Source organism: Mesorhizobium sp. EU05-FHT14A09 (assembly GCF_058790995.1).
The window spans coordinates 602,001-625,737 of record NZ_JBYTDF010000002.1 but is presented as its reverse complement, the minus strand read 5'-3'; the positions used below and the strand labels follow the sequence as shown (position 1 = coordinate 625,737).

Genomic DNA, 23,737 nt, shown 5'->3' with positions numbered 1-23,737 from the left:
CGCCGCATTTTGTAACGCCAAGTGATCCCACTTGGCTACAAATGCTCCAGCGCCGCTAGTCGTGATGGCGCATGTCCAGATGCGCCGAGAGCGAGGGAAAATCGGCGGCAACGACATCCCAGTGGCTGGTCGCCCTGAGGTCGGTCACCTGGCCGACGCCATGTTCCTGGGGTCGGGCCACGAAGGCAGTTTTCAGTCCGCAGTCGCGCGCCGCGGACAGGTCGCTGTTGTGCGCGGCGACCATCATGACCTGCGCAGGCTCGAGCCTCAGCGCTTCGCAGGCGGCGAGATAGGCGCGCGGGTCGGGCTTGTAGGCATGCGCGATGCCGGCGCCGAGGATGCAGTCCCAGGGCAGGGCGCCATACCTGCCCAGCCGTGTCATCAGCGCGATCGAGCCGTTCGAGCATGGCGCGACGATCCGGCTGGCCTTCAGCCGGATCAGGCCGGGAACGACATCCGGCCACGGCGGCAATTTTTCCCAGGCGTGATTGAGCGCCACGCGATCGTCGTCGCCGAAATGCGCGGCAATGCCGAAATCTTCGAGTGTCCTGTTGAGGTTCTCGCGATGCAGCACATCGAGATCGGTATAGGGGCGTTGGCCGGACCGGATCTCCTGCATCGCCGGCTGGTAGAGTCCCCGCCAGGCATCCGCGAAGGCGATGCCGTCGATCTCCAGCCCTTTCCTGGCGCCGGCAGCCGCAGCTTCGCGGGCAACGCCCGTGCGCCAGTCGACGCAGGTGCCGAAGACATCGAAGATGAGGGCCTCAACCGCCATTATCCGCTCCTTATTTGCGATTCCTACGATGATCAGCGTTCGGAATTGCGTGATAACAAAGAGTTAGAGCGTTTCGTGAAAAGCGGAAACGCTCCGGGGACGGTAAGAAAACTATTCGCGATTGCGCCGGGCGGCTCGTTCCTCGCGGGAACGCCGGCGCGGTGTCGCATCCCCGGCCGCGCCGTCGTCGCTTGCCGTCTTGCGCGGCGGCAGTTTGACCTGTTCGGAAAGCTTGGGGAAGGGGTCGACCTTGTTCGGCAAGGCCATGGCATCGATGAACAGCTGCTGGAAATTCGGCTCCAGCGCGGTTTCGATCTTTTCGATCTTCGCCACCTGCTGTTCGATTTCGCGGCGGTGGTCGCGGTTGAGCAACGCCATCAGGGCGCCTGTGCCCGCGGCATTGCCGACGGCCTTCACCTCCGACAGGTCGCAATCGGGAATGAGCCCGAGCACCATGGCGTATTTGGGGTCGATGAAGGACCCGAAAGCGCCGGCAAAGCGGATGGTGTCGACCGTTTCGACCCCCTGCTTTTCCATCAGCAGCTTGACGCCGGCATAAAGGGCGGCCTTGGCGAGCTGGATCGCGCGGATGTCGTTCTGGGTGACCGTGATGCGCGGTTCGCCCTGGCGGCCTTCGCGCAGCAGATAGGAGAAGGTGCGGCCGTTCTGGATGATGCGCGGGCTCTTTGCCATCAGTGAGCCGTCGACGACGCCGTCTTCCGAAATGATGCCGGAGAGATACATCTCCGCCACCACCTCGATGATGGCCGAGCCGCAGATGCCGGTGACGCCGGTGGTCCAAGACGCTTCCTCGAAGCCTTCCTCATCGGACCATTTGTCGGTGCCGATGACCCGGTAGCGCGGCTCCAGCGTTTCGGGATCGATGCGCACGCGCTCGATGGCGCCGGGCGCGGCGCGCTGGCCGGACGAGATTTCCGCGCCTTCGAAAGCCGGGCCTGTCGGCGAGGATGCGGCAACGACGCGGTTGCGGTTGCCGAGCACGATCTCGGCATTGGTGCCGACATCGACCAACAGCATCATGCTGTCCTGCCGGTAGGGACCTTCGGACAGCGTTGCGCCGGCGGCATCGGCGCCGACATGGCCGGCGATGCAGGGCAATGTGTAGAAGCGCGCGCCACGGTTGACGTCGATGCCGATGTCGTTGGTCCAGCCTTGCACGGCACCGGAAACGGCGAGCGCGAAAGGCGCCTGGCCGAGTTCGGTCGGGTCGATGCCCAGGAACAGGTGGTGCATGATCGGGTTGGCGACAAAGACGCTGTCGAAGATGTCGTGGCGGTCGACGCCGCCTTCCTCGCAGACCTTGCCGATCAGCGTGTTGACCGCCTCGCGCACGGCCTTGGTCATGGCCTCGCGGCCATCGGGGTTCATCATCACATAGGAGACACGGCTCATCAGATCCTCGCCGAAGCGGATCTGCGGGTTCGAGGTGCCGGACGAGGCGACGACACGGCCGGACAAAAGCGAGACCAAGTGCATGGCGATCGTCGTCGAGCCGATGTCGCAGGCGATGCCGTAGGCTTCGTTCTTGAGGCCGGGATAAAGCGCGATCACCGTCGCGCGGGAGAATTCCATATCCTTGTGGATCGCCGCCGTGACCCCCCAGTTCTCCTTGCGCAGGATCTTCTGGACCTCGGGGATGAGATGCGGCGCAACGCGCAGGTCCTTCCAGCCCCAGTCGCTCTGCAGCACCGCCTTGAGGCGCTCCAGGTCGCCGGTCGGCTTGTGCATGTCGGGCTGTTCGACCTCGACATAGCACATCTGCACCGCCGAGTTGCGCTCGATGACACGGTCGGTGGCTGCCTTGCGCACCACCTGGGCGTTGATCACCGTATCCTGCGGCACGTCGATGACGAGATCGCCCTGTACGGTGGCCGAGCAGGACAGCCGCCTGCCTTCGGGCAGGCCGCGCACGCGTTCGTAGCGTTCTTCCTTGGGACCTTTCGGCGAGATGTGGTCGAGCGAGGAAACGATCTTGTGCTTGGCGAAATTGCCTTCCTGCACTTCGATCTGGCAGCGCCCGCAGGTGGCACGCCCGCCACACACCGATTCCACATAGACGCCGAGATGGCGTGCCGCATCGAGCACCGGCGTGCCGACCGGGAAGCGCCCGCGCTTGCCGGACGGCATGAACAGGACGAGGGGATCGGTGGAGTTGACAGGCGCGTTCATCGCTTCGACACCATCAATGTTAACGCCGCCTTGGCGAAAATCGGATAGAGGCAAGACCTGTCAAAAAGGCGCACCTGCCGATGAAGCCGGATTTTTCTCTGCTCGCCCTGCTGCCATCCGCCCTGTCGGCGGTCTCCACCGGCATGCTTGCGGTGCGCATCAGCAAGGGCAGCTGGACCCGGTATCCGCACTATCTTGCGGCGGCGATCATCGCTTCGACGGCGACCATCGTTTATCTGTTCCCATCCCGTCCCACGGACGCAGCCGGCGTTGCCTCGATGTTGCTCTGCGGCATCCTGGGCGGCTGTGCCGGCGTGTTCGTCTTCAACCTTGTGCTTGGCGGCAGCAAGGCCGAGGACTAGAGCGCTTTCTGCGGGAACGAGGGAACGCTCCGGCGCCTGGTCTTCAGGCAATTTCGGACGCAAAAACGCTGAGCATTTTTGCTGAAAGTGCTCCAGACACTGAACGCCGGTGGGCGATGCGATCAAGGTCACGGCTTACCCGACTGCTCTTCTTGCCTCGCGCCCGCCGCGACGACGTCCGCCAGCTGCAGCATCGCCAGGAGCATTGACGGCCACCGGCGCCGGAGCGGCATGTTCGCCGGGCTTGTAGTCCTTGTAGGTCTTGATCCAGGTCATGCAGTCCTTGTCGGTGCCATTGAGCACGTTGGCTGCGCGGACAGCTTCCATTTCCTGCGGGCGAACGGGGTTCATGATCGCCGAGGTCATGCCGGCGCCGATCACCATGGGGATGAAGCCGGCGTTGATGCCATGACGATGCGGCAGGCCGAAGGAGATGTTGGAGAGGCCGCAGGTGGTGTTGACCTTCAATTCTTCACGCAGGCGGCGCAGCAGCGCGAAGACCTGGCGTCCGGCATCACCGAGCGCACCGATCGGCATGACCAGCGGATCGACGACAACGTCTTCCGGCTTGATGCCGTAGTCCATGGCACGTTCGACGATCTTCTTGGCAACGGCGAAGCGCACGTCCGGATCCATCGAAATGCCGGTCTCGTCATTGGAGATGGCAACCACCGGCACATTGTACTTCTTCACCAGTGGCAGGATGGCTTCCAGCTTCTCTTCCTCTCCGGTGACCGAATTCACCAGAGGGCGGCCCTTGGCGACCCTGAGGCCAGCCTCGATCGCGGCGGTGACCGAGGAGTCGATCGAGAGCGGTAGGTCAACCAAACCCTGTACGATTTCCAGGGTCTGAACCAGAAGACCGGGCTCCGTCGCATTGGGGTCGACTGATGTCACGCCCGCGTTGACATCCAGCATGGTGGCGCCGCAGGCGGCCTGCTCCAGCGCGTCCTTGATGACGGTCTCGAAATTGCCGGCCTGCATCTCGGCGGCCAGCTTCTTGCGACCGGTCGGGTTGATGCGCTCGCCGATAACGCAGAAGGGCTGGTCGAAACCGATGACGATTTCGCGTGTCGCCGAAGCGACGATGGTGCGGGTCATTTCAAACTCCCTCCGGATATAAAGACTTCTTTATATCGTTTCTGATGTGGATCAAGCGAATGATGTCCGTCGCTTCAATGCGCGGTCTTCACCATGTCAACCTGGGTTTCTGTGACGTCGTCATGCAGGATGTGACCGAGGCGCGCAGCCACCATTGCGTCGTCGGCTCGAACCTCACGCTTCCAGGGTTGGCGTCCCTTGAGGACGCCGGATTCATCGACGATCTCGGCGACATATTCCTCCTGGCGATAGGCCATCACGTGGACACCCGAAACGCCTGGAATTTCCTTCACCTCATTGATGATATCGATGCAGAGGTTCTTGCCTTCCTTCTTCTGATCTTCAGCGCCTTCGAGGCGCTTGATCACGGTGTCGGGGATATGGATGCCCGGCACGTTGGAGCGGATCCATTTCGCTGTCTTGGCGGAGGCCAGCGGACCGACGCCGACCAGGACGAAGACCTTTTCGGTCAGGCCGAGATCGCTGGCCTTCTGCATGAAGGTTCTGAACATCGGCACGTCGAAGCAATACTGGCTCTGCACGAACTGCGCGCCGGCGGCGATCTTCTTGCCGAGATGGATCGGGCGGAAATCATAGGGAGGTGCAAATGGATTGATCGCGGCGCCGAGGAAGACCTGGGGCGGCGTCGTCAGCTTGCGGCCAGACAGGAACTTGCCGTTGTCGCGCATGATGCGGACGGTTTCGAGCAGCGACATGGAATCGAGATCGAATACCGGCTTGGCGCCGGGTTGATCGCCGGCCTGCACGCCATCGCCGGTGAGGCAGAGGATGTTTGCCACGCCCATCGCCGCGCCGCCAAGAACGTCGCCCTGGATGGCGATGCGGTTCTTGTCGCGGCAAGCGATCTGCATGACCGGGGCATAACCCATGCGGGTCAGCAACGCGCAGATGCCGACCGAGGACATATGACAGTTGGCGCCGGAGGCATCGACCGCGTTGATCGCGTCGACCCAGCCATCAAACACCTTGGCACGGTTGTAGACGTCTTCCGGATCAGCGCTGTCCGGCGGGTTGAGCTCGGTGGTCACCGCGAACTCGCCGCGGCGCAGCACACGTTCGAGGCGGCCGCGCGAGGAATGGCCGGGCAGGCGTTCCAGCGGCAGATGGATGCCCTCGGGATTTTCGTCACGCTGGGGCGGACGCGGGCTCATGCGGTTGCTCCGGTATCGGCTGTCTTGGCCGCGTCGCGCGCTGCTGCGGCCTGAGCGGTCACACGCAGCCAGGCCGAGGTTTCCCGCAGCGACTGGTCGACCGGTTTCTGCACATTGAGGATGGCATCGCCATTGACCATGTTGCGCGAACCCTCCCAGGCCTTGACCCAGACGCAGGGCATGTCGGGTTCGACCTCGCAATTGCCGTTGGCGCGTACGCCGCCGCAGGGGCCGTTGCGCAACTGCTTGGGGCAGTTCATCGGGCAGGACATGCCGGTGGAAGACAGGATGCACTGGCCGCACATGCGGCAATCGAACATCAAGCCCTTCACGCGCTTTTCGACGAATTTCACCGGCGCTTCGACGCGCCCGTAGCCGAAGCCCTTCCAGACCGGATGCAGCAGCAGGAACGCGTCTGCAAAGCGCCTGTAGAACCATTCCAGCAATTTCGAATGACGGATCGCCCAGAGCCGCACCGAATAGGACCTCTGCACGCGTCGCTGTGGCGACACGTCGGCAGGCTTGTAGTCGCTCTTTGGTGCGGCCTTGCGCACCAAGGTCGCTTGCGTCACGCCAGCGGATGATGCCGCTGCGGCGCTTGCGGAGCCGGTATTCGGTGTCGGCTGGGTGTCAGACATTTTCCTTGCCGCCTGCCTTTGCGAGAGCGACCAATCGCTCCCGGCTGTAATCCGCGTCGATGGCCGCCGCCGCCTTTTCCACTTCCGCCTCGAGATCGTCGCCGACCGGGATAGGGTCTGCCTTGCGCCATTCGGCCAGATAGGCGTCGGTTTCGGCCGCGCCCGAACGCATGGCGGCCATGTCGATCGCCTCGGTGAAGCGCAACGGAAGTTCGCGCTTGGCGTTCTGCCTGCCTTTTTTCACGATGACCTGGGCGGGAATGTCGCGCCAGTAAACGACGATCAGATCGGCCATTTTTCAGTCTTCCTTCAATGATGTGAGCATTGCCGGAAGCGGGAATACCCCGCTTCTCATCAGACGACGCGCGCGCCTTCAAAAACGACGCGCTCGAATGTCGCAAAACGATAGAGTGCCCGCCGGGTTCAACGCACCACGCGGCGGCTTCTAAACGTCGTGTTTGCCGAGATCGCTCACCAGCTTGCGGTGGAAACGCATATAGCCGCGTTCGGTTGAGCGCAGATGCTCGGCGATGATTTCATGGAACCGCGGCAGACGGTGGAACGGCACTGCCGGATAAGAGTGGTGCTCGGCATGGTAGGGCATGTTCCATGCAACGAAACGCACGATGCTGGTGGTGAAGGTGGTGCGCGTGTTTTCGAGCATGTTGGCGATATGCGGGCAGCGCGTGTGTTCGGCCAGGAGGTAGGCCCGCAGGAAGGGCTGGCCGATCAACACAGGCATGACCCAGACCCACAGCAGGGCAGTCGATTGTAGGGTGAGTGAACCGCCAAGCAGCAATGCATAGAAGGCGAGAAACCAACGCGCCTCGGCAATCACTTTGGCGCGGCCTTTCTCCGGTACGAAGGAATCGGCGTTGCGGCCAGAAGCGTTGATCACGACGACCTTGGCCATGCCGCTCCAGTAAGGCCAGCCGGACAGGTAGCGCAGATATTGGGCAATCGTCTCAGGCTTCGGACTCATCAGTTCCGGATCATTTTCCGGGTCGTGCGTGTAGCGATGATGAGCGAAATGAAAGTAGCGGAACCAGGCCGGCGGCAACAGGATGAGGAAGCCAGAACCGGTGGCGGCCAGGCGATTCAGGCGTTCGGTGCGAAAGGCCGTCTCATGGATCGTTTCGTGCAGCAGCGTGAACAGGAAGACGATGAGGATGCCGAGCGGCAGCATCAGCGCCGGCCAGAATGGCACCCTGGACAGGATCAGGGCAGCGAGCAACAGGATCGATCCGCCGTGAATCGCGAGCCGCAAGATCCCTGGAGTGTCCTGCTTTTCGGTCAATTCACGTCGATCGTCGGCCGAAAGGGACGCGATGATCTGCCGATGGTCGAGCTCAGCCATGCGGGAACCTTAATGCCGGCGTGCCGTAACGTAAACGGAAGGCGGCTGCTGGCCTACCAGATGCCGCGGCGTATCCCGGTCCACACATAAGACCAGACCGTTGGATGAAACCAGATCTGCGACGGCAGCCGAGGGTCGAAAGGCTCGATGCGGCCCGCCAGAATCCTCTCGATCACGTCGATGCAGGCGTCTCGCGAAATTGCCGCCTGGCGCAGCGGATAGGATGAAATGGTGTCGCCGCGGCCTGGATTGCCGCGCGTATGACGCAACACGGCGCCGGTATCGACACCGGCATCGACGAGGTGCACGGTGGTGCCGAAATTCTTGGCATCGTCGTTCACCAGCGCCCAGTAGGCGCCGTTCATGCCGCGGTATTTCGGATTGACGCCGGCATGATAGTTGATGACCGGGCAAGAGATGGAGGCGAGGGTCTCCCGGGTCATTACGCGACAGCCGGCAAGCAACACGACACCGGGTTTGATGGCGGCTATGGCCTCAATTGCCTGCGGCGCGTTGGCGGACGAGACGTGAACAATGTTCTGATCCGGACTTGGCTCGGTCTTGAGATTGTATTCAGCGATAATCTCTGCCGCGTGCGCTGCGCCGAAGCGTTTGCCAAGGCGCACCAGCACCATCGTACCCATCTGGCCGAAAACGGAGATCCATCCCTGCCGCCTGGCACGCCGCTTGAGCAACGACCATTTGGAAACCGGCGTTTCGAGGATGACGGTAACGTTGGCGAAACGCTCGGTTATGGCGTTGACGATGGCCCAGATATGGCCGCCGCCCTCTGTGACGACGACGATGGGTGCCGTGCCTGCAGCCTCGTTCATCCTTGGAAGTCCAGCCTTTTAGAACTTTGCCGGCTGCGCTCGCTGCACAGGTAGAAAGTTCAGTCCCCAGTCAATATTCTCGGCCGAGCCGGTTAATCCTTTATGTCAGCGCTCGCTCAAGGACCGCAACCGGTCAGCGCTTGAATTCGATGATGTCGAGTTTGGATTCATAGTAGGGCGCCGGGAATTCGATACGCCATGCGTCCGGGCCCGTGCGGAAGGCATAACCAACCTGATCGGTCTTCGGGCCAGCGCCATAACGTTGCACCTTTTCCCCCGCAACAAAGCCCGAGCCGAGATAGATGGAGCGTTTCTCGCCGTCGTCGTAGAAGCGACCCTTGGTACGCTGCGAGCCGCTGGTCTTTTCCAGCATCCAGCCCGAACCATCATCGGTGACGCGGCACTTGAACCAATCATAGATGACCAGCGGGCCAAAGTTGCCGCCGGCCTTGATGGTGCGGCATTGCCAGTTGCCAGTGAGGTCCTTGTCCGAAAAGGCGACGACCGGACGTGCAAGCACGGTATTGAGTTCTTCCACCTCACGGGCCAGACCCGCCTTGGCCTCGGCAAGTGCGGTCTTGCGTGTTTCCTCGTACTTGGCCAGCCGGGCTTTATCCGCAGCCGTGATCAATTTTTGCACCGCGCCGTCTGCCAGGGCATTTCCCGCAAACAGGACGGTGGCGGCCGCAAGTAGGAAGGCGCGCAGATGCATGTCGTGTCCCCTGTATCTCGACGACGGCGTTATAGCCCGTGCGAGCGACAGAAAACCAGTCCAGCGATCGGGGAATGTTTGCCGAACGAGCCGTTGCGCCGATATCAGTGTTCGGCGGCCGCAAGAAGCGCGGGGGCAAGATCGCCATAGCCGGTGAAACGGTATTCGTAGTCCAGGCCCAGATAGTCGGCGGCCCATTTCGCCTTTTCCTGCAACGCCTTGTCATCGGTCTGCGCCAGATAGACAATCTTGGTGTAATTGCCGAACACCATTTCCTTGAGTTCAGGATGTTTGTCGAGTTTCAGGGGCTCGATGACAAAAGCTTCGAACTGCCGGGTGATCAGGTCGGTCAGGTAGAAGGCGGTGAACTCGTCCTCGGTCAGTTTCGCGAATGCCTCGTTGCCGCTGAAGAAGGCATAGCAGTGCGGCCCGCCGATGCGGTCGATGCCTTCTTCCTCGCATATCTTGTCGAGTTCGCCCCGCGTGCCGCACTCGGCATAACCGATGAAGATGCGGCTGTAGCCCTCTGTCCGCGCCTTGGCGATCGCCTCGCGCATCGCGGGGGCGATCTTGTCGGGATAGACGTGCCAGATCGCCGGCAGGCAGATCAGGTCGACATGGTCGAGATGGTTGGCCTTGCAGACCGCGAGGACTTCGCGGGCGATCGCGCCGCATGCGATGACGCGTACACGCTCGGGCAGCGGAACGGTCGAAGGGATTTCGCCATTGGCCATGACCACCGCATCGGCGATGGCCGTGGGGTCGAGCTTTTCTCGTGTCGCCATGTGGATCACTCCGACATTGCTGTTTCGCATCGCTTGGAACCCTGTCCATCCCTTTGCGTTGATGATCGTTACATCACCATAAGGGAGACACCGTCCATGAAACTGTCACGCGTTGCACCGCTCGCCGTCATTGCCGTGGCGCTCGTACTTTCTGGCTGTGCAAATACGGTCCGCGGCGTCGGCAAGGACGTCAAAGGCACTGCCCGCGCTGTCGAGGACACGGTCAAAAACTGACCGGCTCCCCAAATCTGGTAACAAAAAGGCCGCGTCGCAAGGCGCGGCCTTTTTTCGTCAGGCTGAAGCGCGCACGTTGTGTTTGCGCTTCATGAAGTCCTTGGCGGTCTCCACTGCAACAGCCGCATCGCGGCAGTAGGCGTCGGCGCCGACGGCCTTGCCGAATTCCTCGTTGAGCGGCGCGCCGCCAACCAGCACGACGTAGTCGTCGCGAATGCCCTTTTCCTTCATCGTGTCGATGACCACCTTCATGTAAGGCATGGTGGTTGTGAGCAGTGCCGACATGCCGATGATGTCAGGCTGATGCTGCTCAATTGCCTCCAGATACTTCTCGACCGGATTGTTGATGCCGAGGTCGACGACGTCGAAGCCGGCGCCTTCCATCATCATGCCGACCAGGTTTTTGCCGATGTCGTGGATGTCGCCCTTGACGGTGCCGATCACCAGCTTGCCTTGCTTGGGAGCGCCGGTGGCGGCGAGCAGGGGGCGCAAAATGAACATGCCTGCCTTCATCGCATTGGCGGAAAGCAGCACTTCCGGCACGAACAGGATGCCGTCGCGGAAGTCTTCGCCGACGATACGCATGCCTTCGACCAGCGCTTCGGTCAGGACCGCGTAAGGTGCCCAGCCTCGCTCCAGAAGGATGTTCGTGCCTTCCTCGATCTCTTCCTTCAGGCCGTCATAAAGATCGTCGTGCATCTGCTGCACGAGTTCCTCGTCGGAGAGTTCGGACAGGATGATCTCGTCGTCGGACATTTTTGATCCATCTCCCTACGGCCGCACGACCTCGTCGCAAGGCACTGAACGTCGCATCAATACCTATCGCGCGGCGACGCGCATCCATAGCTGATTTGCGACTTTCCGCAAAAGGAAAGCGACCGGGAATCTGTTGTTCTGCTTGTCGATTTTGCGACAGACCTTGGCGCTCGCTGGCCGTTTCGGATAGGGTGCATGACTACGATCCGGAAAGCAGCCGCCGCGAGGCGGTCGAACGGATTTCAAGGAAGAACGATCATGAGCGAGAACGCGGCAGTCGATCAGGAAGCGGCGGCGGGCGGCAGGCGAGGGCGCGGCGACCGTGGCGGCGCCGCGGCACGGCGTGCCGCGCGAACAGGCGGCGGCCCCGGTCAGCAGCTCACCTATATCCGGCGGCAGATCAAGGTCTACGAAGTGCTGGACGAGGAAGGCCTGGCGCTGATCGAGAAGAATGCCGACACGGTGCTGGAAGAAACCGGTATCGAATTCCGCGACGATGCGGAAGCGCTTCAGCTGTGGAAGCAGGCCGGCGCCGATGTGAAGGGTGAGCGCGTCCGCTTTCCGCGCGGGCTCTGCCGCTCGCTGCTCAAGACCGCTCCGAAGCAATATATCCAGCATGCGCGCAATGCCGAACGCTCGGTGCAGATCGGTGGCAATGCCACGGTTTTCGCTCCCGTCTATGGGCCGCCCTTCGTGCGAGACCTCGACGGTAACCGCCGCTATGCGACGATCGAGGATTTTCGCAATTTCGTGAAGCTCGCCTATATGGCGCCGTCGATCCATCATTCGGGCGGCACGGTGTGCGAGCCGGTCGATGTGCCGGTGAACAAGCGTCACCTCGACATGATCTATTCGCACATCAAATATTCGGACAAACCGTTCATGGGCTCCGTCACGGCGCCGGAACGTGCCGAAGACACCGTCGCGATGGCCAAGCTGGTGTTTGGCGACGACTTCGTCGAGAACAACACGGTGCTGACCTCGCTGATCAACGCCAATTCTCCGATGGTGTTCGACGAGACGATGCTCGGGGCGTTGAAGGTATACGCACGCCACAACCAGGCCTGCATCGTCACCCCGTTCATCCTGGCCGGCGCGATGAGCCCGGTGACTGTCGCCGGTACGCTGACGCAGGTGCTTGCCGAAGTTCTGGCCGGCGCGTCCTTCACCCAGCTGATCCGGCCGGGCGCTCCGGTGCTGTTCGGCACTTTCGCTTCGTCAATTTCGATGCAGTCTGGCGCGCCAACCTTCGGCACACCGGAGCCGTCCCTGGTTTCGTACGGCGCCGCGCAACTGGCGCGCCGCCTCGGTCTGCCGTTCCGTACCGGCGGTTCGTTGTGCGCTTCCAAGGTCCCGGACGCGCAGGCGGCTTACGAAAGCGCCAACACGCTGAATTCGACCATCTTGGCCGGCACCAATTTCGTACTGCATTCGGCCGGTTGGCTCGAGGGCGGGTTGGCCTCTTGCTATGAGAAATTCATGATGGACATCGACCAGCTCGGCATGCAGCAGAAATTTGCCGAGGGCGTCGATCTGTCGGAGAATGGCCAGGCGATGGACGCCATCCGCCAGGTTGGCCCAGGCAGCCACTATCTCGGTTGCGACCACACCCAGGCCAATTTCCAGACTGCCTTCTATCGGTCGGCGATCGCCGATAACAATTCCTATGAGCAGTGGCTGGCCGAGGGCGAGAAGACCGCGCCGCAACGCGCCAATGAGTTGGCCCGCCGCTGGCTGGAAAGCTACGAGGCACCGGATCTCGACCAGGGGATCGATGAGGCGCTGCAAGCTTTCATCACCAAGAAGAAGGAGTCGATGCCCGACGCCTTCACTTGAAAGGAGCCCGATTCAGGCCGGGCTAAAGTGGCCAGCATCATTCACAAGGAAGTCTGGCGGAGCGCTTTTTCCGATCCGGGCAAGAAGTGATGCCCGGTCGTTTGCCAATGAAGGTCGGGTCCTCGTGAGAAGCCACCATCTGGCCAGCCTGCCAGAGATTTCGATCGAACTCGCCGCGCATGGTCTGATCCTGCGCGGCGGTTTTGCTTTTGGCGATGGCGACACTGTGCCGGCAGGCGCGGATGGCAGGCCGCCGAAATCCGTTCTTCTGATCGGTCAGGCCGGTGCTGCGCCCTGGCCGCACTTTATGCGGTGGCGGCAACGGCAGCCCCAAGATCCGCGAAACCCGCTCGACACATGGTCACGGGAAGTCATCGACGGTGTCGCAGCCCAATTTAGAGCGACGTCTGTCTATCCGTCCGACAAACCTTACCAGCCGTTCCAGCAATGGGCGATGCGGGCAGAGGGCCTGAAGCCGTCACCGCTCGGCATCCTGATGCATCCCGAATACGGCCTGTGGCATGCTTATCGGGGCGCGCTGCTGTTTGCCGATAAGCTTCCGATTCAAGATGTTCGCAATCCGATTCATCTTTGCGACCTATGTGTCGGAAAACCTTGCCTGAAAGCCTGTCCGGTCGATGCCCATTCGGGCGATGGTTTTGCCTATCAGGCTTGTCTTGCCCATGTTCGCGGAGCGGATGGCGAGTCATGTCGGTCCGGCGGCTGCCTGGATCGCAACGCGTGTCCTTATGGAGTGGAATATCGCTATCCCGCAGGCGTGCAGGCTTTTCACATGGCGAGTTTTGCTGAGCTTTCACCGCGGTAGATTGATCTCCGCGCATCCGTGACCGGCCACGAGACCGATCTGGTCCAATCGTTTCGGTCGGCCGACGGTTGACCCCGATCTGGTGCAGGGTTACTCATCAAGTCATCCGATGACTTGATGAGTAACCCTATGCAACCTGCCAGCCGCACAAATCTGACGGACAGCGCCGCTGAAAGCCTGCGCGCGGAAATTCTCGGCGGACACTGGTCGGTCGGAACCCGTATACCCAATGAGGCTGCCTTGTCCGGCCAGCTTTCGGTCAGCCGCGGCACCGTGCGGGAAGCGGTGCGGGCGCTGGTTTCACAGGGGCTGCTCGAAACGCGGCAAGGGTCGGGTACCTATGTGCGCTCGGCGGTCGATCCGACCGCGGCGCTGGTTCGGGTCAAGCGGGCTTGCCTGCGCGATCAATGGGAAGCGCGGACGGCGCTGGATGTCGAGGCCGCGCGATTGGCGGCCCTCCGATACACGCCGGCCGACATCGAGAAACTCAATCGCCTGCTCGCGGAGCGCGGTACCGTTGCCGAAAGCGGGCAGCATAATTTCGTCTGCCGCGATCTCGCGTTCCACAAAGCGATCGTGGCGATGTCGGGCAACCGCGCAATGGTCGAGCTCTACGATTTCTTCACGGCAGCGATTGCCGAGACCATCCAGGCAACGCTGGCGGGCGACCTGCCGGAGCCGGACGCCCCGATGCACGTACAGATCGTCGAGGCTATCGCGTCCGGCGACCCGGACCGCGCCGGCGCTGCCGTTCGCGCGTTCATGGCACCCGTGCTTTCACAACTCGACCGGCATCTCGCGCAATGAACCAGACCTTCCGTCAAATCGACCCTCTGGCTGGAAAAGCTGCCATGACAGGTATCGACGATCAGCTTGTCGACGCCGAAGCAGACAGCCTGCCGCCGCCGCAAGCGCCGGGGCTCGCAAGCCCGGCGGCGCGTATCCTTCTTGGTGCCAGCCTGGTGTTGATCGCCTTCAACCTGCGCCCGCTGTTCTCCAGCCTCTCGGTGCTGTTGCCGGAGATGATGCAGGCAACCGGTCTTTCCAGCACCGGTGCTTCGCTGCTGACAACGCTGCCGGTGGTCTGCCTGGGCATCTTTGCTCCGTTCGCCCCCAGGCTGGCGCAATACTACGGCGCCGAGCGCACACTGCTCGGCGTCATGGCGCTCGTCACGCTGGGCACGGCTTTGCGCGGCTTCGGGTCCGCGCCGATCCTGTTCGCGGCCACCTTCATCGCGGGTGCGGCGATTGCCGTAGGCAATGTGCTGCTGCCCGGCCTGGTCAAGCGAGACTTCCCGGACAGCATGGCTTTGATGACCGGGCTCTACACGATGGCGTTGTGTGCCGGCGCGGCTGCGGCGTCGGGACTAACGCTGCCGATCGAACACTACATCGCGGGTTCGTGGTCGGCAGCGCTCGCCGCCTGGGCGGTACCGGCTTTCGCGGTGCTGTTGTTGTGGGCGCCGCAGGCATTTGCCAGCCGCCACACGGCAAGTCACAGCGGTTTCCGTGTCACAGGACTCTGGCGCGACCGGCTGGCCTGGCAGGTCACGTTGTTCATGGGCCTGCAGTCGGCACTGGCCTACAGCATCTTCGGCTGGCTTGCCCCGATCCTGCGCGAGCGCGGCTTTGACGCGACCGCAGCCGGCGCGATCGTCTCGGTGTCGGTGATGGCGCAGGTCGTCGCCTGCCTGGCGGTGCCGCCGATCGCCGTTCGCTGCCGCAACCAGAGTCTCGTCAACGTCGTTCTCGTCGCGATCGCGGTCGTCGCACTGCTCGGTATCCTGTTCGCGCCGACCTCGATGACGCTTCCGCTCGCCATCGTGCAGGGGGTGGGGCAGGGCGGCCTGATCGCCGCCGCTATGACGATGATCGTCTTGCGCTCGCCCGACCCGCATGTGGCGTCGCATCTTTCCGGCATGGCGCAGGGGGTAGGCTACGTGCTGGCCGCGATCGGTCCGTTGCTGGTTGGGCTGATCCACGGCTGGACGGGCAGTTTCTCTGCCTCTGCCTTGCTTTTCACTGCTCTCGGTCTCGGCGTCGCCGTCATGGGGTTTGGGGCCGGCCGGGCGCTGCTGGTCGGCGCGCGCACGGAGCGCCGCGAAGGGTAACAATCCGGGTTGCCTGTCGCGGTGCCCGCGCTATCTATCCGCTCCTATCTTAAACATGGAGACGGACGGTGCCATCTGTCAGCAAGCGCGACATCACGATCAAAACCCAGGATGGCGTGGCGCGGGCTTCCGTGTTCCGCAACAGCCAGGTGAAAGCCGGCGTCATCCTCTACATGGACGCCTTCGGTCCTCGTCCGGCGCTTTATGGCATGGCAACGAGGCTCGCAGGGCAAGGCTATGCCGTGCTGGTGCCGGATCTGTTCTATCGCAACACGCCCTATGGCCCGTTCGACGCCAAGACCGGTTTTGTCGAGGAGAAGAGCAAGGCTGCACTGACGGCACTGGTTGGAGGTACGACGCAGGAGATGACCGCGCGCGACAGCGGCGCCTTCATCGCCGCGCTCGAAGCCGAAGCCGTGCGTGGTCTGATCGGCGCCGTCGGTTATTGCATGGGTGGCGGCCGGGCGCTGAATGCGGCAGCGGCTTATCCGGACAGGATCGCCGCAGCCGCGAGTTTCCATGGCGGCCGGCTTGGCACGGATGCGCCCGATAGCCCGGCTTCGAACGCGTCCAAGATCAAGGCGCGCGTTTATGTCGGTTCGGCTGGTGTCGACGGCAGCTTTCCGCCGGAGCAGTCGGCACGGCTGGCGCAGGCCCTGCGACAAGCGGAGGTGGATCACGTCATCGAGAACTATGTCGGCATGCAGCACGGCTGGTGTGTACCCGACCATAGTGTCTACGACGTCGCCGGCGCCGAACGCCACTGGAAGCGGCTGATCGACTTCTTCGGCGAAACCCTGGGCTGATCGCTTCGCCTTTTCGCTGTTCGCCAGCGCCTTCTCGGACATTCTGCGAAAAAATCTTCCCATCCGCCCAAGGATTGGCCAATAGGCGTCGTCCAACAGGCAAATGATGGCGATGATGCTGGACGACGTGGCATCCGACAGCGAGCTGATCGGGCGGGCCAGAGATGGAGACAGGGACGCGTTCGGCCAGTTGGTCGGGCGTCACTATGACTTTGTCTATCGCGTCGCCTATCGCTGGTGTGGCCGCAGGGCCGATGCCGAGGATATCGCCCAGGATGTGTGTGTCCGGCTCGGTCGTGCGATTCGCGACTATCGCGGCGGTAGCGCCTTCACCTCCTGGCTCTATGCCATGACCCTGAACGCCGCGCGTGACCTTGCCCGCAAGAGCGCGCGAGAGAGTGCCAAGACGGAGGCGTATGGTAGCCACGCCCTTATCGTCGGGCAGGCGCAGGCCGTGGAAGCAGCCGATCCGGTCGATGCGCTCTGGGCGGCAGTACGTCTGCTTCCGGACAAGCAGCGCGAGGCTGTGCTGCTGGTTTACGGCGAAGGGCTCAATCACGCGGCGGCAGCCGAAACGATGGCAATCTCGGAGGCGACGGTTTCATGGCACATCCATGAAGCGAAGAAACGGCTGAAGACACTGATGCGCTCAGCCGGGGAAGTGTGACGATGGTCGATGACAACAAACTGAAAAAGTTGCGCGATGCGGCACTGCCGGGGCCAAGCGCGGAGGCGCGTGCGCGCGCACTCGCCGCGGCCATGACGGCCTTCGACGAAAAAGATGAAACGGTCACCCAAGGAATGACGACGAGGCCGCGTCTCACTTTACGAGCACTTACGCTCTGGAGAGAGATCATGCAGAAGAAACTCATTGCCACGCCGGCCATTGCCGGTCTCGTGGCACTGCCGATTGCCGGCTACGCGGCATTTCATCTGATGCAGGATGGCGGTCCGGCGCTCGATGCAGGCGGCACGGTCACCGAAACGCTCGCCGACAAGGCGGCACCGGCGAAACCGGATACACAGACGCAGCCTCCGGTGGTTGCGGCGCCATCAATGGAAGATGTCAAGGTTAAGGCGGCTCCGTCCGTGTCGGCAGCTGCAAAGTCCGAGGCTGCTGCACGCGACGGCGATGCGCAGGCTGCCCCGCGCAGAGAGTTCGCGCGGATGAAAAGCGCCGAGATGAAACAGGCTATGCCTATGGGCGAGAGTGAAGCCGTCTCCGGGTTGGTGCCGCGGCCGGCCGACGCCATGCCGATGGCGGAGCCGACGATTGCCCCGGCGCCAATGCCTGCCGACACGATGCGGCCAGCCGAGGAAAACCGCGACCGCATCCAGGATTTCAAGACCAATCCGGTCCGTTCGGCGAAGGAAGATCCGGTCTCGACCTTCTCCATCGACGTCGATACCGCATCCTATTCCTTCGTGCGCCGCTCGCTGAAGGATGGGCTGTTGCCACAGGCCGACACGGTGCGCGTCGAGGAGATGGTCAACTACTTCCCTTATGACTGGAAGGGACCGAGCAACGCCGAAACGCCGTTCAACACCACAGTCAGCGTCATGCCGGCGCCCTGGAATGCCGAGCACAAGCTGATGCATGTCGCCATCAAAGGCTACGACATGCAGCCTGCGGTGCAACCGAAGGCCAATCTGGTCTTCCTGATCGATGTCTCCGGTTCGATGGATGAGCCGGACAAGCTGCCGCTGTTGAAATCCGCTTTCCGCCTGCTGATCAACAAGCTCAAGGCCGAGGATACCGTCTCCATCGTCACCTATGCCGGCGATGCCGGCACCGTGCTGGAGCCGACCAGCGCGTCGGAAAGGGACAAGATCCTGCGGGCCATCGACAATCTGGCGCCAGGCGGTTCGACAGCCGGTGAAGCAGGCATTCGCGAAGCCTACCGGCTGGCGCAGAAATCCTTCGTCAAGGGCGGCATCAACCGGGTCATGCTGGCGACCGATGGCGACTTCAACGTCGGCCAGACCGATGACGACGATCTGAAGCGGCTGATCGAAAAGCAACGCGAGACCGGTGTTTTCCTTTCGGTCTTCGGGTTTGGCCGCGGCAATCTCAACGACCAGATGATGCAGACCATCGCCCAGAACGGCAACGGCACGGCTGCCTATATCGACACACTCGCCGAAGCCGAGAAGGTGCTGGTGGAAGGTGCCTCCTCGACACTGTTCCCGATTGCCAAGGACGTGAAGATCCAGGTCGAGTTCAATCCGGCCAAGGTCTCGGAGTACCGGCTGATCGGCTACGAGACGCGGGCGCTCAACCGTGAAGACTTCAACAACGATCGTGTCGATGCGGGCGAGATCGGCTCGGGCCATTCGGTGACGGCGATCTATGAGCTGACGCCGAAAGGTGCGACGCCGCAGGTCGACGATCTGCGCTACGGCGAAGCGTCGACCAGCAATGGTGGTGTCGCGAACGCGGACGAGTATGCCTTCGTGAAGATCCGCTACAAGCTGCCGGATGCGGACACGTCCAAGCTGATCACGACGCCGGTGACCGCGGCCAACGAGGTGTCGTCGTTCGATGCAGCCGAAACCGACCAGCGCTTCTCGATTGCCGTCGCGGCCTTTGGGCAGAAGCTGCGTAATGAGGATGCGACCGCGAAATTCGGCTACGACCGCATCCAGGAGATCGCCAACGCGGCGCGTGGCGCCGATCCATTCGGCTACCGGGCGGAGTTCCTGTCCCTGGTGCGGCTGGCGGCGGCGATGAAGTGATTGCTTCACCGTTAGGAGGAGAAGCTTCCGCCCGGAGTGTTGGTTGCGGCTGGTCCGCAACCTTCCTCGCGTCAGCCTCAGGCGGGGACGACTACCAGCTTATTCGGCGGTCGTTAAAATGCCGAACAGTTTCGATACCGCACTGCAATGTAACGTCGGGTAAGGAGCTTTCGAGGGACGCTCTTTAAGGGTTTGGACGTGCGCATAGACGGAATTTCGACTTCGGTGCAGGTTACCGCGGCACAGGCTGCTGAAGTGACCAGGCCGTCACAGGTAACACTCAGCCACACCGTGGAAACCGCACGCAAGACAGCGCTATCGGCGCTGACCAACGAGCGTTTCCGCGCGGCGCTGGAGCAACTCAGCGACCCGCGCGCATCGGAGACGATCGCGCTGATGCGCAAGGATAGCCCGTCGACCGACTTCGGCTCAGCGCAGGCACGCTACGCCGATAACAGCAACTAGCAGATAACGGATTAGAGCAGCGTTTCCATTTTTCATGGAAACGCTGCTCTAAGCTTTTGTTTTTGCCGCATTTTTGTAACGCCAAGTGATAACTTGGCTACAAAATGCTCCAGGTCAGGCCCGCGAGCGGCGGCGCTCGCGACGGCCTTCAGCGGTCTCGTTGGCATTGGCGCTGGCCGCCTTGTTGCGCAGCGGGCCGATGCGCTCGACGATGGCTTCAACCGTCGGGCGCGTGCCTTTCTTGTGCGCATCCAATGCCTTGCGCATCGCCGCCAGATGGGCGAACGAGGTGCCGCAGCAGCCGCCGACGATGCTAGCGCCGGCATCGACGGCCAAACGGACGTAGTCTGACATCAATTCCGGTGTGCCAGAGTAATGGATTTCCGAGCCCCGGAATTCCGGGATACCGCAATTGCCCTTGACGATGACGGTCGCCTCGGGTTTCGCCTCGGTCATGTCGAGCAGGGACGCCAGAATGTCGGAGGCGCCGACACCGCAATTGGCGCCGACACCGAGCGGAGCTTCGGCGAGGCCGTCGACGACGGCGTGGATGTCCTTCGGCAAAAGGCCCATCATGGTGCGCCCTGCGGTGTCGAAGGAGCCGGTGTAGGTGTAGGGCAGGCCGACACGGATGGCGGCTTCGGCAGCCGCGCGAATCTCATCAGGCGCCGACATGGTTTCGATCCAGGCAACTTCGGCGCCGCCTGCCTTCAGGCCTTCGATCTGCTCGGCAAAAGCTTCCACCGCGTCGTCATAGCTCAGCGCGCCGAGCGGGATGAGAAGTTCACCGGTCGGGCCGACGGAGCCGGCAACGATGACCTTGCGGCCGGCCTGGTCAGCGACGGAACGCGCGATTTCAGCAGCCTTCTTGTTCAGCTCGAAGACGCGGTCCTGCGCGTGATGCAGCTTCAGACGGTGGCGGGTGCCGCCGAAGGAATTGGTGAGGATGATGTCGGCACCGGCGTCGACGAACCCCTGATGCAGCCTGGCAATGGTTTCCGGTGCGGTCTCATTCAGGATCTCCGGCGCTTCGCCGGCAGGCAGGCCCATGGCGAACAGATTGGTGCCGGTGGCACCATCGGCCAGCAGCACACCCTTTTCGGCGATCAGGGCATCGATCGGATTGATGGTCGTCATGGCGCGCGCTTTCGAAATCCAGTTTGGATAAGGATATAAAGAAGTCTTTATGTCTAGTCAATGGAAGCGCGTTTCGCCATGCCCGTCGGGAAGACGGCAAAACGCTTGGCCGGTCGTCAAATCACGCGACCGCCGAGAGCTCGACCTCGATCTCGGTGCAGGCATCGCCATTGGTCGGGTGATGGTCGACCGAGCAGGCGGTGACGACGATCAACAGGTCACGCTCGGCGCGCAAGGTCACCGAGCCGCCCGGTGGGTTGATCGAAGCGTCGACCAGCAATGTCCCGTCCGCGGTCGGCAACGAGTTCTGGAAGAAATCGACCGGGTCCGGCGTGAAGGGAAGCGCAATCCCTTCGGCGGCGAGTGCCTTGTGCAGATTGTCCTGGCAGCTCGGGTGTTCATCGAAACCGGCGCGGTGGTAGAGCGCTGCATTGCAGGCCGGAAAAAGCATGTCGTGCGGGCCGCGGGAATCGTTTGCCATCAGCGTCAGCAGTGGCTCGCCGGTGGTACCGTAGAAATGTTCGCCGATCGCCGGGAACAGCCGCTCGATGATATCGCGCGTGTTCGACGTGCTCAGCCAATCCAGCGTGTCTCCGGTCACGAAAGCCCAAAGGTCGGCAACCTGCTGACCCTTGGGGTCGACGACACGGATGAGTTCGCCCTTGCTGACACGGAAGGCACGGCCGGATTGCGGAGGCACGACGATATGGCGACCCAAGGATAGCTCCTGTTGCGATGACAAAGGGAAACTGCCGTCAGGCACGTGAAACCGCAAGGGGCAGGTCGGCCAGGCGTTGGGCAAAGGCGGCAGCTTCATGCGCGTTGATCTCGGCGGCACGGATCAGATTGTCGAAATGACCGGTCAGTGTGCCGATCGGCTGGGTGGCGTTGAGCACAAGGTACATGTCGCCGACATAGATCGCGGCACGGTAGGGGCCGAAGATCGTGTAAGGGATCGAATAGCGCATGCGCCCATCATAGAGATAAAGCCGGAAGGTGGGGTACAGGTCGTCGAGCAGGGCAGCCATGTGCAGCAACTGCTCGCGCCGCTCTTCGGCAGGGAACGCATCCCATACTCCCAGGCCGCGCGCGAAGATCTCCAGCGTATGGCGCGGCATGCATACTTCCATATCCGTTTCCGGCCGCCGGCTGTAGTCGATGCGATATTGCGTTTCGCCCGCCTGCGCCTGCCGGCTCTTGTTGGAGATGCCGGCCTCGTAGTCGACCAGCGCCTCGGTGCGAAGCAGATCCGGGATGCCAGCCGGTACGTAGCGGATCTTGGTGCCGGCGGCTTCGGCATGCCATTTGGCGATCAAGGTGCGCTCGAAGCCTCCCGAGGCTTCCTCGATCTCCAGGCTTTCGCGGATTTCGCCGGTCACGCCCTCGTCCTGCGAGAGGCCGAGCAGCCAGTCGAGCGAGACCTTGAATTCGGCAGCGATGTTGAGCAGCGTTTCGGCACGCGGCAGCCGTACGGACGCACCGGAAAGCAATTGAGACAGCGCCGAGCGATCGATGCCGACCGCGGCTGCGAACGCCGACTGGTTGAGGTCGGAGCGTGTCAAGAGCAATTTCAGTCGCTCCCGAAACACGGTGGAGAGGTCGCGCTTATCCATTGCGTTGTTCCTCCGAAGCCTAGCAAAAAGTTCTACACACTGATGTCATTCACGCAAAAAGGCGTAAATGAATCTCCAGGTTTGTTTACTAAACACATCATATGCTTGCAAAGGTGCGCAATCGCAACATTTTGTGCGCTTTGTCGCGTTGAGGCAGCGCATCACTGCTGACACAATGCTGTCAGGAATCGCAGACCGGTTCCGGCGACTGAAAGGCAGTGGTCGATCGCATGGCAAGCAGACGCAAGAAGATGAGCAGCAAAGCTTCGGTGGAATGGCCTACCGTTTTTCTTGCTGCCGGTTGTTACGGAACCTGGCTCATCGCCGGCCTGTTGATCTGGCCATCCTATCCGCTGGTTGCGCTTGGCCTGCTGACCATCATGGTGGCGCTGCAGTCGTCGCTGATCCACGAAGTGCTGCATGGCCATCCGACCCGCAATGCGCTGGTCAACGAAGCTTTCGTCTTCCTGCCGATCGGGCTGATATGGCCGTTCCGTCGCTTCAAGACGCTGCATCTGCGCCATCATGCGGACGAGCGCCTGACCGATCCGCTCGACGATCCGGAAAGCTATTACAAGGCGCTGTGGCACCATGAAGAACTGCCGGAAGCAGTGAAGCTGCTGCTCAGGCTCAACAACACCATGGTCGGCCGCTTTTTCCTTGGCCCCTGGATGTCGATGGTCGGTTTCTTCATCGACGACACCAAACAGATGCTGGCCGGCGACAAGGCTATCCGCAAGGCCTGGCTGCTGCATGCCATCGGACTGGTCGTGGTACTGTCAGTCATCCAATTCGGTTTCGGCATGCCGTTGTGGCTCTACATACTGGTGCCGATGTGGTTCGGTCAGTCGCTGATCGCGATCCGCACCTATGCCGAGCACCAATGGTCGGAACATCCGGAGGGCCGCACGGTGATCGTGGAGCGTTCGCCGCTGTCCTTCCTGTTCCTGAACAACAACCTGCATTTCGTACATCACAGCAAGCCGACGGTGGCCTGGTACAAGCTGCCGAAGCTGTTCCGCGATGATCGCGAAAAGTGGTTGAAGGCCAACAATGGCTATTCCTATCCGAACTACTTTTCACTGCTGAAGGCCTATGCCTTCAAGGCGAAGGAGCCGATCGTGCATCCCGTGCTGCGGCGTGTGCCGGAAAAGGGCAGGGCGTTTGCGCCGCGTGTGCGGGCTCACAATGTCAACGGCCTCGGCACCGCGCCGGTTCCCGCCGAACCCTCGAAGGAATGAGCCACTCCGGCGAAAGCCTGTGTTTCGCGGCTTGAAACCGGCAACCAGCAG

At 62.1% G+C, this 23,737-nt stretch carries 25 protein-coding genes; 11 read left to right on the top strand and 14 right to left on the bottom strand.

The features are described 5' to 3' along the window. Positions 1-55: 55 nt before the first annotated feature. Positions 56-775 carry a haloacid dehalogenase type II gene (locus AC3WTO_RS10425; protein ID WP_492460624.1) on the bottom strand — a complete coding sequence of 240 codons (720 nt, stop codon included), beginning with the start codon at positions 773-775 and terminating at the stop codon, positions 56-58. Between the two features lie 111 nt (positions 776-886). After that, positions 887-2,965 (bottom strand): ASKHA domain-containing protein, encoded by a 2,079-nt coding sequence (locus AC3WTO_RS10420; protein ID WP_492460623.1) that lies wholly within the window; start codon positions 2,963-2,965, stop codon positions 887-889. An 80-nt stretch (positions 2,966-3,045) separates the two neighbouring features. Between AC3WTO_RS10420 and AC3WTO_RS10415 the strand changes: the two genes are divergently transcribed. Then, positions 3,046-3,327: a hypothetical protein gene (locus tag AC3WTO_RS10415; RefSeq protein ID WP_492460622.1), complete on the top strand. Its 282-nt coding sequence runs from the start codon at positions 3,046-3,048 to the stop codon at positions 3,325-3,327. A 135-nt stretch (positions 3,328-3,462) separates the two neighbouring features. Here the strand turns inward: AC3WTO_RS10415 and AC3WTO_RS10410 are convergent, their stop codons facing one another. From AC3WTO_RS10410 to AC3WTO_RS10375, 8 genes are all read right to left on the bottom strand, one after another. Further along, the gene (locus AC3WTO_RS10410; protein ID WP_492460621.1) at positions 3,463-4,428 is read right to left on the bottom strand and encodes a methyltetrahydrofolate cobalamin methyltransferase; all 966 of its coding nucleotides are present in this window, start codon (positions 4,426-4,428) and stop codon (positions 3,463-3,465) included. Positions 4,429-4,502: 74 nt separating this feature from the next. Further along, the gene (locus tag AC3WTO_RS10405; RefSeq protein WP_492460620.1) at positions 4,503-5,600 is read right to left on the bottom strand and encodes a methylenetetrahydrofolate reductase; all 1,098 of its coding nucleotides are present in this window, start codon (positions 5,598-5,600) and stop codon (positions 4,503-4,505) included. Then, entirely contained in the window at positions 5,597-6,238 is a 642-nt protein-coding gene (locus AC3WTO_RS10400; protein ID WP_492460619.1) for a methylenetetrahydrofolate reductase C-terminal domain-containing protein, read from the bottom strand. The genes AC3WTO_RS10405 and AC3WTO_RS10400 overlap by 4 nt, the downstream gene beginning before the upstream one ends. After that, positions 6,231-6,533: a virulence factor gene (locus AC3WTO_RS10395; protein WP_379069821.1), complete on the bottom strand. Its 303-nt coding sequence runs from the start codon at positions 6,531-6,533 to the stop codon at positions 6,231-6,233. Before AC3WTO_RS10395 ends, AC3WTO_RS10400 begins: the two co-directional genes overlap by 8 nt. 150 nt (positions 6,534-6,683) lie before the next feature. Beyond that, positions 6,684-7,595 carry a fatty acid desaturase gene (locus tag AC3WTO_RS10390; RefSeq protein ID WP_492460618.1) on the bottom strand — a complete coding sequence of 304 codons (912 nt, stop codon included), beginning with the start codon at positions 7,593-7,595 and terminating at the stop codon, positions 6,684-6,686. A gap of 53 nt (positions 7,596-7,648) precedes the next feature. Further along, positions 7,649-8,428 carry a formyl transferase gene (locus AC3WTO_RS10385; RefSeq protein WP_492460617.1) on the bottom strand — a complete coding sequence of 260 codons (780 nt, stop codon included), beginning with the start codon at positions 8,426-8,428 and terminating at the stop codon, positions 7,649-7,651. Between the two features lie 133 nt (positions 8,429-8,561). Beyond that, entirely contained in the window at positions 8,562-9,140 is a 579-nt protein-coding gene (locus AC3WTO_RS10380) for a DUF4893 domain-containing protein (protein WP_492460616.1), read from the bottom strand. A gap of 104 nt (positions 9,141-9,244) precedes the next feature. Then, entirely contained in the window at positions 9,245-9,874 is a 630-nt protein-coding gene (locus AC3WTO_RS10375) for a DUF1638 domain-containing protein (protein WP_492460860.1), read from the bottom strand. 147 nt (positions 9,875-10,021) lie between these two features. Here AC3WTO_RS10375 and AC3WTO_RS10370 point away from each other — a divergent pair, with 147 nt between their 5' ends. Further along, positions 10,022-10,159: an entericidin A/B family lipoprotein gene (locus AC3WTO_RS10370; protein ID WP_129414570.1), complete on the top strand. Its 138-nt coding sequence runs from the start codon at positions 10,022-10,024 to the stop codon at positions 10,157-10,159. A gap of 57 nt (positions 10,160-10,216) precedes the next feature. Here the strand turns inward: AC3WTO_RS10370 and AC3WTO_RS10365 are convergent, their stop codons facing one another. Beyond that, complete coding sequence (locus AC3WTO_RS10365; protein ID WP_492460615.1) at positions 10,217-10,915, bottom strand: corrinoid protein; 699 nt, start codon at positions 10,913-10,915, stop codon at positions 10,217-10,219. Positions 10,916-11,173: 258 nt separating this feature from the next. Here AC3WTO_RS10365 and AC3WTO_RS10360 point away from each other — a divergent pair, with 258 nt between their 5' ends. From AC3WTO_RS10360 to AC3WTO_RS10325, 8 genes are all read left to right on the top strand, one after another. Continuing rightward, a complete protein-coding gene (locus AC3WTO_RS10360) occupies positions 11,174-12,751 on the top strand; it encodes a trimethylamine methyltransferase family protein (RefSeq protein ID WP_492460614.1) in 1,578 nt (525 codons plus the stop codon). Between the two features lie 124 nt (positions 12,752-12,875). Beyond that, positions 12,876-13,577 carry a hypothetical protein gene (locus AC3WTO_RS10355; RefSeq protein WP_492460613.1) on the top strand — a complete coding sequence of 234 codons (702 nt, stop codon included), beginning with the start codon at positions 12,876-12,878 and terminating at the stop codon, positions 13,575-13,577. Positions 13,578-13,706: 129 nt separating this feature from the next. After that, complete coding sequence (locus AC3WTO_RS10350; RefSeq protein ID WP_492460612.1) at positions 13,707-14,384, top strand: FadR/GntR family transcriptional regulator; 678 nt, start codon at positions 13,707-13,709, stop codon at positions 14,382-14,384. 44 nt (positions 14,385-14,428) lie between these two features. Next, complete coding sequence (locus tag AC3WTO_RS10345) at positions 14,429-15,688, top strand: CynX/NimT family MFS transporter (RefSeq protein ID WP_492460611.1); 1,260 nt, start codon at positions 14,429-14,431, stop codon at positions 15,686-15,688. Positions 15,689-15,756: 68 nt separating this feature from the next. After that, the gene (locus tag AC3WTO_RS10340; RefSeq protein WP_492460610.1) at positions 15,757-16,494 is read left to right on the top strand and encodes a dienelactone hydrolase family protein; all 738 of its coding nucleotides are present in this window, start codon (positions 15,757-15,759) and stop codon (positions 16,492-16,494) included. A 106-nt stretch (positions 16,495-16,600) separates the two neighbouring features. Then, a complete protein-coding gene (locus AC3WTO_RS10335) occupies positions 16,601-17,161 on the top strand; it encodes an RNA polymerase sigma factor (protein WP_492460609.1) in 561 nt (186 codons plus the stop codon). 2 nt (positions 17,162-17,163) lie between these two features. Continuing rightward, positions 17,164-19,230 carry a vWA domain-containing protein gene (locus AC3WTO_RS10330; protein ID WP_492460608.1) on the top strand — a complete coding sequence of 689 codons (2,067 nt, stop codon included), beginning with the start codon at positions 17,164-17,166 and terminating at the stop codon, positions 19,228-19,230. Positions 19,231-19,428: 198 nt separating this feature from the next. Then, positions 19,429-19,695 carry a hypothetical protein gene (locus tag AC3WTO_RS10325; RefSeq protein ID WP_492460607.1) on the top strand — a complete coding sequence of 89 codons (267 nt, stop codon included), beginning with the start codon at positions 19,429-19,431 and terminating at the stop codon, positions 19,693-19,695. Positions 19,696-19,809: 114 nt separating this feature from the next. Here AC3WTO_RS10325 and bmt read toward each other — a convergent pair whose 3' ends face one another. From bmt to AC3WTO_RS10310, 3 genes are all read right to left on the bottom strand, one after another. Next, positions 19,810-20,832: a betaine--homocysteine S-methyltransferase gene (gene bmt, locus AC3WTO_RS10320; RefSeq protein ID WP_492460606.1), complete on the bottom strand. Its 1,023-nt coding sequence runs from the start codon at positions 20,830-20,832 to the stop codon at positions 19,810-19,812. A 121-nt stretch (positions 20,833-20,953) separates the two neighbouring features. Continuing rightward, positions 20,954-21,550, bottom strand: a complete 597-nt coding sequence (locus AC3WTO_RS10315) for a DUF1989 domain-containing protein (RefSeq protein WP_492460605.1) — start codon at positions 21,548-21,550, stop codon at positions 20,954-20,956. A 37-nt stretch (positions 21,551-21,587) separates the two neighbouring features. Continuing rightward, positions 21,588-22,445: a helix-turn-helix domain-containing protein gene (locus AC3WTO_RS10310; protein ID WP_492460603.1), complete on the bottom strand. Its 858-nt coding sequence runs from the start codon at positions 22,443-22,445 to the stop codon at positions 21,588-21,590. 230 nt (positions 22,446-22,675) lie between these two features. Here AC3WTO_RS10310 and AC3WTO_RS10305 point away from each other — a divergent pair, with 230 nt between their 5' ends. Beyond that, positions 22,676-23,686, top strand: coding sequence for a fatty acid desaturase (locus tag AC3WTO_RS10305; RefSeq protein WP_492558410.1), 1,011 nt, complete (start codon positions 22,676-22,678; stop codon positions 23,684-23,686). The last annotated feature ends 51 nt before the right edge of the window (positions 23,687-23,737 follow it).